The organism is Vibrio sp. 10N.247.311.47 (assembly GCF_041467535.1).
Taxonomy (GTDB): Bacteria; Pseudomonadota; Gammaproteobacteria; order Enterobacterales; family Vibrionaceae; genus Vibrio; species Vibrio crassostreae_C.
The window spans coordinates 1-10,278 of the sequence record NZ_JBFSUR010000052.1; the positions used below are offsets into that span (position 1 = coordinate 1).

At 47.2% G+C, this 10,278-nt stretch carries 11 protein-coding genes, 1 tRNA gene and 1 pseudogene; 11 read left to right on the forward strand and 2 right to left on the reverse strand.

Translation table 11 applies throughout. The annotated features are described in order from the left end of the window. From AB6E51_RS22685 to AB6E51_RS22715, 7 genes are all read left to right on the forward strand, one after another. Nucleotides 1-317, forward strand: a 317-nt coding sequence (locus tag AB6E51_RS22685; RefSeq protein ID WP_372140207.1) for a single-stranded DNA-binding protein, incomplete at its 5' end; no start/stop codon positions are given. Between the two features lie 14 nt (nucleotides 318-331). Continuing rightward, nucleotides 332-565: a hypothetical protein gene (locus AB6E51_RS22690; protein ID WP_076651440.1), complete on the forward strand. Its 234-nt coding sequence runs from the start codon at nucleotides 332-334 to the stop codon at nucleotides 563-565. 96 nt (nucleotides 566-661) lie between these two features. Next, on the forward strand, nucleotides 662-2,785 hold the full coding sequence (locus tag AB6E51_RS22695; protein WP_372140209.1) for a DNA topoisomerase III: 2,124 nt from the start codon (nucleotides 662-664) through the stop codon (nucleotides 2,783-2,785). After that, nucleotides 2,782-3,009, forward strand: coding sequence for a hypothetical protein (locus AB6E51_RS22700; RefSeq protein ID WP_237297777.1), 228 nt, complete (start codon nucleotides 2,782-2,784; stop codon nucleotides 3,007-3,009). The genes AB6E51_RS22695 and AB6E51_RS22700 overlap by 4 nt, the downstream gene beginning before the upstream one ends. Before the next feature lie 300 nt (nucleotides 3,010-3,309). Next, the gene (locus AB6E51_RS22705) at nucleotides 3,310-3,996 is read left to right on the forward strand and encodes a hypothetical protein (RefSeq protein WP_372050046.1); all 687 of its coding nucleotides are present in this window, start codon (nucleotides 3,310-3,312) and stop codon (nucleotides 3,994-3,996) included. After that, nucleotides 3,993-5,621: a PcfJ domain-containing protein gene (locus AB6E51_RS22710; RefSeq protein WP_372050047.1), complete on the forward strand. Its 1,629-nt coding sequence runs from the start codon at nucleotides 3,993-3,995 to the stop codon at nucleotides 5,619-5,621. The genes AB6E51_RS22705 and AB6E51_RS22710 overlap by 4 nt, the downstream gene beginning before the upstream one ends. A 1-nt stretch (nucleotide 5,622) precedes the next feature. Beyond that, nucleotides 5,623-6,207 carry a hypothetical protein gene (locus AB6E51_RS22715; RefSeq protein WP_372115957.1) on the forward strand — a complete coding sequence of 195 codons (585 nt, stop codon included), beginning with the start codon at nucleotides 5,623-5,625 and terminating at the stop codon, nucleotides 6,205-6,207. A 12-nt stretch (nucleotides 6,208-6,219) separates the two neighbouring features. Here AB6E51_RS22715 and AB6E51_RS22720 read toward each other — a convergent pair whose 3' ends face one another. Together AB6E51_RS22720 and AB6E51_RS22725 are read right to left on the reverse strand one after the other, a co-directional pair. After that, nucleotides 6,220-6,501 (reverse strand): hypothetical protein, encoded by a 282-nt coding sequence (locus AB6E51_RS22720; RefSeq protein ID WP_372102027.1) that lies wholly within the window; start codon nucleotides 6,499-6,501, stop codon nucleotides 6,220-6,222. A 23-nt stretch (nucleotides 6,502-6,524) separates the two neighbouring features. Beyond that, nucleotides 6,525-6,599: transfer RNA gene (locus tag AB6E51_RS22725), tRNA-Gly, on the reverse strand. 476 nt (nucleotides 6,600-7,075) lie between these two features. Here AB6E51_RS22725 and AB6E51_RS22730 point away from each other — a divergent pair. The 4 genes and pseudogenes from AB6E51_RS22730 to AB6E51_RS22745 all read left to right on the forward strand — a co-directional run. Continuing rightward, complete coding sequence (locus tag AB6E51_RS22730; RefSeq protein WP_241905955.1) at nucleotides 7,076-7,840, forward strand: CDP-alcohol phosphatidyltransferase family protein; 765 nt, start codon at nucleotides 7,076-7,078, stop codon at nucleotides 7,838-7,840. After that, nucleotides 7,833-8,748 (forward strand): annotated as a pseudogene (locus AB6E51_RS22735) (phosphatidate cytidylyltransferase). The gene AB6E51_RS22730 and the pseudogene AB6E51_RS22735 overlap by 8 nt, the downstream one beginning before the upstream one ends. Nucleotides 8,749-8,757: 9 nt before the next feature. Then, on the forward strand, nucleotides 8,758-9,402 hold the full coding sequence (locus AB6E51_RS22740; protein ID WP_102312398.1) for a lysophospholipid acyltransferase family protein: 645 nt from the start codon (nucleotides 8,758-8,760) through the stop codon (nucleotides 9,400-9,402). 522 nt (nucleotides 9,403-9,924) lie between these two features. After that, nucleotides 9,925-10,278 (forward strand): leucine-rich repeat domain-containing protein (locus AB6E51_RS22745; protein WP_372140213.1); only part of this gene is annotated, 354 nt, incomplete at its 3' end.

Genomic DNA, 10,278 nt, shown 5'->3' on the forward strand with positions numbered 1-10,278 from the left:
ACGACCGTTTAATTAAAACACAAGATCCAGAGCGTCCTTATGAAGATAAGGGCGGTTTTTGGGTGGACATCAGTTATTGGGGGCGTGACGCTGAGGCGTTAAGTAAGTTATTACAAAAAGGCATGCGTGTGCGTATTGAAGGCGAACTCCGCATCGACACTTGGGAAGATAAAAACAACCCAGGTCAAATAGCATCGGGCATGGCATTAACGGCTTCGTTAATTACCATCATGGCGCAGCGTGTGGATGCGGTGTTATTAAAAAAACCACAGCAGTCAGGGGCGCATAATAACCTAGCCTCTCAATCTGAACTTTAAATAGGGAGTGATAGATGAGAGGAGTGAATTTATCTAACGCCATTGCGGCGCTTCGATTTCGAGTGCGCGCCCGCCGAAGTGGTGACGCCGACCAACGCGCACAAGCAGAGCTCGGCGTGAAAGCGCAAGAGCCATTTTGTTCGCAAGTGCAGCAAGCTTTAATTGGCAACCGTGAAGGCATGACGCTCAGTAAGGTCACGCCAGGTTGGGTGAAGCAGCAACTCGCCAGCAAGGTGACCACATCATGATGGGTCACCTTGTTATTGGGTCAACGCTTTCTTTATCAAGAAGGCGCTCTAAAGGTGACGCGGTCACCTTGTTTGTGCGTCGGTTGGAGGTAAACCATGCGTGTGTTTTTATGTGAAAAACCGTCCCAAGGACGTGATATTGCCAAGGTACTTGGTTGCCATGAAAAAGGTGAGGGGGCGCTGCGCGGCCAAGGGGTGGTCGTGACCTGGGGGTTTGGTCATATTCTGTCTCAAGCCGACCCGGAGCATTATGATCCCGCACTAAAAGTTTGGTCTTATGACACGCTCCCTATCGTGCCGACTACCTGGCAAATGGTGGTGCCGCCCGACAAGAAGAAACAGTTCAATGTCATCAAGAAATTATTGGCCAGCGCGACAGAGGTGGTGATAGCCACCGATGCCGACCGTGAAGGGGAAGTGATTGCTCGTGAGATTTTAGAGTTTGTGGGTTACCAAGGCCAAGTCTCTCGACTTTGGCTCAGCGCCTTAGACGAAGCCAGCATTCGTAAAGGTCTGGATAATCTCAAACCCGGCAGTGACACTGAATCTCTTTATTGGGCGGGGCTTGGTCGCAGTCAAGCCGACTGGTTGCTGGGTATGAACTTAACGCGGCTTTGCTCTTTGGTGGGGCGAGAAGCCGGTTATCGCGGCGCTTTATCGGTGGGCCGCGTTCAAACGCCCACCTTACGGTTAGTGGTTGAGCGAGACTTGGCCATCGCTCACTTTGTCTCGAAACCGTTTTATGACGTCGTCGGTGACACGGGATTTTCGTTTAAATGGCAAGTACCAGAAGCGCAAAGCGATGAATCAGGACGTTGTTTGTCTCGTGAGGTGGCCGAGCGTGTGGCTCGTGACTGTCAAGGACAAGCAGCAACGGTCACGGCGTTTGATACCAAACGCCAAAAAGCCAAACATCCAGCGCTGTTTTTCTTGGGCTCTCTGCAGAAGGCCATGTCGGCTCAATTCGGTTACACCGCGCAGCAAGTGCTCGATACGGCGCAAGCCTTGTATGAAAAACACAAACTGACCACCTATCCGCGTACCGACTGCGCGTTTTTGCCGGTGAGTCAGCAGGGCGAAGTGACTCAAATCTTGAAGTCGCTGGGTCAGACCTTTGAGTTTGCATCGATGTGCCAGGGCGCGGACGGGGCAATAAGCAGCGCGTGTTGGAACGATAAAAAAGTGGCGCAAAGCTCGCACCACGCCATTATCCCTACTGCAAAGACGCCGGTACTCACCGGATTGACGGAGCGCGAAAAATACGTGTATCAGGCCATCGTGCAGCGTTACGTCGCTCAGTTCTATCCGCACGCCGAAGACGAGGCCACTGTGATTGAATTGCAGTGTGGGAGTCATCGCTTTAAAACCTCCGGCAAAGTGGAGCGCGTTAAAGGCTGGCGGGTTGTGGCGAAAGAAGAAAAAGAAGAGGGGAAAGGGAAGAGCGAAGACAGCACGTCTCAATCTTTGCCCTCTCTCACGGCTGGTCAGTCGCTGACGTTTTCCAAGGTCAATGTGGTGAGTAAGAAAACCACGCCGCCTTCTGCGTTTACCGAAGGGACGCTCCTCGATGCGATGGCCAATATTGCACGCAGCGATAATGTTCCGGCTCAATTCAAAGCGATTTTGAAAGAGACGGCAGGGCTTGGCACGCAAGCAACGCGCGCGGCCATTATTGAGACGCTCAAAAAGCGCGGCTTTGTGGAAGCAAAAGGGAAAAAGCTCCTAAGTAGCGAAGCGGGACGCGGTTTGATTCAGGCGCTGCCGAACGAAGTGAGCAATCCGGTGATGACCGCGATTTGGGAGCAGTCGCTCGAAAGCATTGCCAAGCGAGAGATGAGCCTCGATGCCTTTATGCAAAACCAAGAAGGATTTGTGCGGGCCATTGTTAGTAAGGTGAAGTCCGGTGACATCACCATTACCTTACCAAAAGTCGTAGAGCCCGAAGCGCCCTGCCCGTTGTGTGGCAAAAAAATGCGCCTTCGCTCGACCAAGAAACCGTTTTGGGCGTGTGAAGACCGCGAGCAATGTGGTCTTGTTCTCGATAGCGTGCGCGGCAAGCCGGCTAAAAATCAACAGTGTGCCTGTGGCAAAGGCGTGTTAGTGCGCAAGTCTGGGAAAAACAAAGGCAGTTTCTATTGGAGCTGCAGCGCGTGGAAACAAGGCTGCGAGAAGCGTCATTTCGATGACAAAGGCAAGTTAGGAAAGGAGATGGGCTCATGATAGTCGCCCGTTCGTTATCACCGGCTGAGCCCGACCTGATGGAAGGGCGCACGTTGGCATTGCTTCGTATTCTGAGCTTGGAGGGGGTGGAAATGGTTCAGTACCACGCCCCCAAAGGCGGCTGGACGCACGATACGTTGGAGTGTGTCGATTATTTTTCTGTGAGCCCAGACGGTTGGGATGCTTACCTCGATGAGCAGTGGATTGGCTCTTCTGAGATTTGAATTCAAGAAAGCGTTGAATAATGAGTCGGCTAGACGACACAAAATTCAACATTAGAAGCAGAATGGGTGAGGTATGAGGCAGTTTCTCACAGAAAGGCACCTGAATGCGTTGTTGTCGATGTATTCAGAGCGGGACTTTCCTAACAGTACTCGAAAGGCGGTGCGCCTTCGCATTATTCATGGCCATACCTACGAGTTGGCGGAGTTTATCACCGGCGTTTCGCGCCGCAATATCTATAACGGGGTGAAAAAGTTGAAAGTCGCGCATGACGTTATGATGAAAACTTATGGAGGGGAAGGATGAGTCCGTCTATCGAGATGACGTTGCTTGAGTTCTTCAAGCGAGCCCGTCGCCCACTGTATTATAAATCTAAATTGAATCAGCTTCGTAATCATGAAGTCTTGTCACTGGGTGGGGTTCGCCAATCTATCGGTCAACGTCGGTTTGCTTATGGCCAAGCCTACCTCAAGAAACTGACGAAAGGCCAATATACCTTTGTTGGGTTATGGACGTTGCCCAGTAAACCTGAGCGTCAAGATTGCTGGATACAAGGCACCTTTACTTTAAGTAAAGGCGTGATGCGTTTTGAGTCAAGCGTGACAATCGCGCATTTGCACGGCTTTTTTAAAGTCTGTCGTTATCTTGGGGTGCATAAGCGAGCCTGTGTCACGCGATATCACCGTGCCAGTGAGGCCTATAGACAGGCGCAACGTCAATGGGAGCAACAGTGGGAAGACTCGGAGAATGAATATACCACTCACCTTGAACCAGAAGATTTTTCTTACACATTGTCGATAAGGATAGGGCCTAGACCTTCTCGTTCTGATTTTGGTTGTTGGTTTCTTGCGCACGAGCACTCGCCGCTTTTTGATGGTGAAGTGATGAGCTTTCATCATTTGAATCTGGATAGGGTGGACTTTGACACACACGACCGCATGGTGACGCCTCCGCGCAGCGCGTTAATTCAAAAAAGGGAGGGCCGATGAACACGTTAACGGCCTTGCCGCCACCCCAAGTGTTACTGTCATCGACGATGGCTTCGTTTCACGGTATGGAGGGTGAACAAGAGCAATCGAAGGTGCTGGCATGGCAAACGCTCTACCGCTTTTTAAACGACCAGTCTTGGCGAAGAATGGTCAAACGCGAGCAAGATGGGGCATTCGATACGTTAGTGCTGGCTGGACTCTTTCGTCTCGTTAAGCACCCCAATCAAAAAGTCACTATGCAGCGTCTCTCGTTAACGTGGGAGGGGGAGCATAATCTCCACGGGTCTTGGGTTGGATGCCAGTATTCGCCTGATTTTATGATGCAATCTCGTCAGAGTTCATTGGCGTGGCGGTTTTTCAATATATTGGAATACGTAATAGGCGCGCTATTGTCGGATTTGGAAAAGCAAGGGATTCAAGCGCTCAGCGTACCGGTGAAAGCGCCGAAAAAAGGCGATTATGACGGGATGGATATGACGCCAGTACCGACAGCTTATCTTGATATGGGAAAAACAACCAAACAGTGGGTTTCAACGCGGTTTGGTCAGCAATTTGGTTTTCTTGAAAATGGCATCAAGCAAGGTGGACGCGCGCTCTATAAACACCTGTGGGATTTTGTTGATAAAGAGAAGTTGTCGCTCTATCTGCAGATATATCAATGCTCGCTCAGCCAGGTATCTTTTGGACAGCTGCATTCCTTTAACAATAAGGTCAAGGATGTGAGTGCCTATCAACGTCACCGAGTATGGTTGCCCTGGTTAAGTGTGTTGCCAGGTGGAGTCAACCGCCACATACATCCTAATCTATTCAGCTACGAACATTTGCTTTCCCATTTGCCTGCAGAGGTCAGTAAAGGCGTCATTCGAAAAATTAATCGTCAACCAAGAAAAGTACAAGCTTTGCTTATCCAAGCAAGGATGTGGACACCCTCAGAGCTGTCGCTGCTTGATGCGCTTACGGGGTATTCCACCACGATTCAGGTTCGCCTCTTATCAACCATAAGGGACCAAAAGGCGCGACATGACCATCAAGGGGGAGTGGATTTTGAGCGCCTTCAGCGTGTGGTGTTTCGATGGGCGCAATACTTTAAGCCCATGATTGGTCGCGTTAATGTGCGCAAACAAAAAGAGCAATGGCGCCGAGCCCTCAACCAATTTAATGATGTGTTCGATTGGGTAGAGCGCGAGGATGCCGTCATCCACAAAAATCAGTCTTGGTATGCTTTGGTCCAGCAACATGAACGTTGGGTGACCAGAATGAGCTGTAGCAGGTTAAAGGAGGAAGATACGGTGACGTGGGAAGGAGCCGAGTGCGGGGCGTTTGACTCGCAAGGCATAAAAGTGGAAGAAATCACCTCCGGACTTGGACTGAGAAGGGAAGCCAGAGAAATGGAACACTGCGTCTTTTCTTACCTCGATGACTGTGTGAAGCAGCGTTATCGTGTGTTTACATTGACCTCTGATGCAGAGCGAGCGACGTTAGGGCTTTATCAAGACTCCGTGTCACGCCTCGTACAATACGATCAATTGCGCGGTGCAAGAAACGACTTGAGCAGTCAAGCTATGGAGCAGGTGGCGAAGCAGTTGATTGAGACAATAAATAAGACGAAAAATGAAGGAAGTTAACATGATAAATTCAATTGCGCCGACTCAAATTCCAACATTAAAAGAGGTTGATCCTAAAGCTGACATGAGATGTGACATTCCCATTCGATTGCATTATTGCTCAGAAAGCCATCATGAGTACCAATCCCAAAAAGCGCAGATATCGGTAGGAGCCATTTCGCCTGACGACGACATTGAAGAGAGACTGGAACAAAGCCAGCTCACGTTATCTGTTGAAGCATCTCGCTATCTGCTTGCGCATATATCCTATGCGTATTTTGATTACGGAATTGATGTGGTTCATCCCAGCGCGCTCCCTTATAAAGGGGATGGCTACTTATCCCTGAGTAATTCTCGGTATATAGGAACCGACTTGAACAATGACTATATCCAGGACTTGAGCCTGTTGGATCATGATGAAATCATAGACTTGGTTCAATGGATGAAGAAGTATAAAGAAGAAGGTTGGTATCTCGTGGGGCTTCACGATATTCACATATCAGGAGAGTTATGCGAAAACATTCAGTTTACGTTGTTTTTAAGCCCCTATGTGTTTGCGGTTGAAGATAGGTTAGCTGCATTGCCAGAAGGTAACGACAAAAAGTGAGTGGTTTTTGTTTCAGCTCAGTGATTCTTCATCCAGGTTGAGCGTAGGCTTTGGATGCTGCTGCAATACCTTAGACAGTACGCCACGGTTCACGTTGAGCGTTTGGGCTACTTTGGTTTTATTTTTGCCAATGAGATCGACGGACTCTTGGAATATGACGGGTTTAAAAGCGTCCAGTATGACGCTGACGTCTGGCGTTTCAGTCCACTCGTTAAACTGAGCCAGATACGATTTTAAACTGGCTTTGAAGGCTTTTTTAGCTTGTTTCATTTCGTCAGAAGGGGGCGTTTGCATGAGGAGTACCTTAGAGCATGAGTTGGAGCGTGCAGCGGGAATCGAACCCGCATCATCAGCTTGGAAGGCTGAGGTAATAGCCATTATACAATGCACGCAACGAAGCGCCTGTGACAGAGCTTCGGCCAATGGCGTTCCTGCACCCCACTGGCGCAAGCATTGTAACGAATAATCGTTTTGGTTCAAGGGGTACTTTATGGGATGCGTACGTCAGGTAAATGGATGCAGCACTCTACCCATCATTTACTGGATTTGGCGATAGGCACACTTAAATTAGATCCTGATAGTAATTTTTTGGTTGAGAAGATATTTAAAATATCCGTTACTCACGTTAAGCACTCGGGCTGGTAATGCGATCAGGGAATAGAGTGTAAACTCTAAATGGTTTCTGCCCCATTCCTGCTTAGTGCTTTTACTCATTCACACCCTGTTCATGTGCTTTTTCCCTATAAAAAGTTATCCGAATTGATGAGATATCAAATAAACCCGTATATTCAATACCACCTAAATAACATTTCAAAAGTAAGATACAAGTAGTTACAATGGGAATAACTTATTTAAAAATATTGACCCCATGCCCATCCAACGTGAATCTAATCGCCGCCCTCTTGCTGTGCGTGATATTTCGTTCACCAAACGCATTGCTGTTTGGCTGAGTCAGAAAAATATTACCCCAAACCAAATCTCACTTATGAGCATCCTCTTTGCCGCCGTTGGCCTCGCGTTTGCGGCGGGTTATCACTTCTGGCCTGCACCAATTTGGTTGGTGTTGTTCGCTCTGATGATTCAAATGCGCTTATTGTGTAATCTGTTTGACGGCATGGTCGCTGTAGAAGGTGGAAAGAAAACTCCTGCTGGTGAATTGTTTAACGATGTTCCAGACCGTATCGCCGACCCACTGTTGATTGTCGCGGCTGGTTTCGTTGCCCATTCTGCATTTTCTATGCCTTTAGCTTGGATAGCGGCACTGCTGGCTGTACTTTCAGCTTACATTCGCGTTTTGGGTGTTAGCATGGGTTGTTCGGCCGATTTTCGAGGACCAATGGCCAAGCAACATCGAATGGCCCTACTCACTGTAACGCTCTTAGTGATGGCGATTAGCCATTGGTTTACTTTATCACTTAGCTTTGGCATTTATCTGATGGACATCGCGCTTGCAATCATGGTAATTGGCAGTGTTGTAACATGCTGGCGTCGTTTGGTATGTATTTTTAATACAAAAGAAAAGCTTGCTAACCCATCATCGAGTCACGAGAAGAGTCAACAAACCAAGCAGTCTGCGCATCCCACATCCCACAATTCAATCGATAAGCCTTTAGGTGAGACTAGCCATGATTAATATCCCTATTCATTCACTACACATGATGGGGGCCATCACGCTCGCACTAGTAATTGGCACCTTGATTTACCTCTATTTGTCACGCCGTAATCTTAACAAGGATTACCACGAGCTTAAACTTCGCATTCGCTCTTGGTGGTGGATGATCGGAATCGTCTTTGTAGTGCTCTATCTGCCCACTCAATATACGCTGATCTTTGTCGCCTTTTTAAGTTTTATGGCGCTGAAAGAGTTTCTATCCATCGTACCGACGCGTGATCTTCTGGGCTTACTTTTCGATCCCGTTTCAATACTACTGGTTATCAATCGATTGGTATGGCATGTACATCATCTTTATTCCAGTCTTCATGTTCCTCTATCTTCCGATGGTCGCGGTGCTGATTGGTGATACCAAAGGTTTCATCCGCTCAGCAGGCATTATTCACTGGGCACTAATGCTGACGGTATTTTGTGTTAGCCATATGGCCTATTTATTGATACTGCCAAGTAAGAATCCAGAGGCAGGTTCAATGGGAATGCTACTGTTCTTATTGGTCTTCACTCAGTTTAATGATGTTTGCCAATACGTATGGGGTAAGAGCTTCGGTAAACACAAAATCGTACCGAAAGTCAGCCCAAACAAGACATGGGAAGGCTTTATTGGTGGTGCGGCAACTATCATCATCACTAGTTACTTTGTGGCACCTTACCTGACACCATTAACGTCAGTTCAAGGTTTAGTTGCAGGGATGATTATCGCCTTCAGTGGTTTTATTGGCGATTTGGTAATTTCATCGGTTAAACGTGACTTACAAATTAAGGATACCGGTCAGTTTATCCCCGGTCATGGCGGTATTTTAGATCGTATTGATAGTCTGATGTTCACCGCTCCTTTATTCTTCCACTATATTTATTACCTTTACTACTAAGAAGACGACATGAAAATTTTCAAAATTCTATTCGTCTTGCTGTTTGTGAAGCCACTGGTATTTGTTGCCTTAGGACTCAATATCATTAATCGGAAAAATCTGCCGATCAATGGCCCTATTGTAGTCGCTGCTAACCACAATAGTCATCTCGATACTTTGGTATTACTGGCACTCTTTCCTATCAATATGGTGCATAAAGTGCGCCCTGTGGCAGCGGCCGATTACTTTCTCAAAAACAAAGTATCAGCATGGTTATCACTCAATATCTTAGGCATTATTCCCATCCATCGTTCACCGAGTAAAACTGATCGTCACACAGTATTTGATGAGTGCCATAAGGCGCTTAATCAAGGAGATATCTTAATTATCTTCCCTGAAGGCAGTCGCGGTGAACCTGAAACTATGAGCGGGTTAAAGAAAGGGATTTATCACTTGGTGGATGAACATGGAGCCTGTCCTGTCATTCCGGTAGTGATGCGCGGATTGGGTCGATCTCTACCCAAAGGTACAGTGATGTTTGTTCCTTTTAACTGTGATGTAGTATTGGGAGCGCCAATTGTGAAGTTTGAAAATGCAGATGATTTTCTCATTACCATGCAAGCAGAATATCAGCAGCTAGCACAAGCGTGTATTGTGACTCACAGCGAAGAGTAGATACGCTTTATTACGTTAATGCGTCAACTGTGTCACCAATGCTGGACACTCAGCTAAGCGACGTTTCCATACTTAAGCTAACTCACGGTTCTCCAAATTAACACTATCACTAAAACGTTTCTGTCCAGAGACGTGCTTGACCTCTACGGTGATAGCACTCATTGGGACAAGAGCGCCTTAGTGCGACTACTCTAAAACACTTCTGCCCCAAAATTCGTTAGGTTAAATACCCTATAAAGTTAAAGAGCCTGCGTTTTACCCTACAAAAAGTCATTTAGTAGAATGAAACTTTCACGATTTGGGCCTTTTATATGTATGTTTTGCTTGTCAAAGCGTCCGTTTTAGTAGCGAAACTAGCTAAACAACTTGTTGGAAGTGGACTAACTGCGGAAAGTATTGCTACCTTACGTTTATCTCAAAATAAAGCTGACTACCTGTGAACGCTTTTATGCGTTGGTAGAGGGTATTTGACGGTCTTAATAAAATACGGGAACAGCCATGACATTATCAAGAGCAAGGCTCATGAAAGCAACAGCCCAAATTCTTGGCACTTTACTCTGTTTAGCCTTTCTTACTGGCTGTGAACGAGCAACGGAAGGGTTGCAATATGCCAAAAATCGTGATGGTTCAGATGACAAGTCAATACTTATTGGCTACAACGGTAACGACACAGATGTCGTCATCCCAGATTCGGTCGAACTTATTAATGGGGGGACATTTTATGACAAGCAGCTCACCAGCGTGGTCATCCCAAAATCGGTTACTATAATTGGAAGACAGGCGTTTGAAAACAATAAACTCACTAATGTGGTTATACCAGATTCGGTGACCTCCATTGGGGAGCGGGCGTTCGCTGAAAATAATCTCACCAGCGTT

Bases quoted from the DNA above. Each gene is read 5' to 3' on its own strand.
- AB6E51_RS22710 (WP_372050047.1), top strand. From the start codon at position 3,993: ATGAACACGTTAACGGCCTTGCCGCCACCCCAAGTGTTACTGTCATCG.
- AB6E51_RS22730 (WP_241905955.1), top strand. From the start codon at position 7,076: ATGCCCATCCAACGTGAATCTAATCGCCGCCCTCTTGCTGTGCGTGAT.
- AB6E51_RS22715 (WP_372115957.1), top strand. From the start codon at position 5,623: ATGATAAATTCAATTGCGCCGACTCAAATTCCAACATTAAAAGAGGTT.
- AB6E51_RS22740 (WP_102312398.1), top strand. From the start codon at position 8,758: ATGAAAATTTTCAAAATTCTATTCGTCTTGCTGTTTGTGAAGCCACTG.
- AB6E51_RS22690 (WP_076651440.1), top strand. From the start codon at position 332: ATGAGAGGAGTGAATTTATCTAACGCCATTGCGGCGCTTCGATTTCGA.
- AB6E51_RS22720 (WP_372102027.1), bottom strand. From the start codon at position 6,501: ATGCAAACGCCCCCTTCTGACGAAATGAAACAAGCTAAAAAAGCCTTC.
- AB6E51_RS22705 (WP_372050046.1), top strand. From the start codon at position 3,310: ATGAGTCCGTCTATCGAGATGACGTTGCTTGAGTTCTTCAAGCGAGCC.
- AB6E51_RS22700 (WP_237297777.1), top strand. From the start codon at position 2,782: ATGATAGTCGCCCGTTCGTTATCACCGGCTGAGCCCGACCTGATGGAA.
- AB6E51_RS22695 (WP_372140209.1), top strand. From the start codon at position 662: ATGCGTGTGTTTTTATGTGAAAAACCGTCCCAAGGACGTGATATTGCC.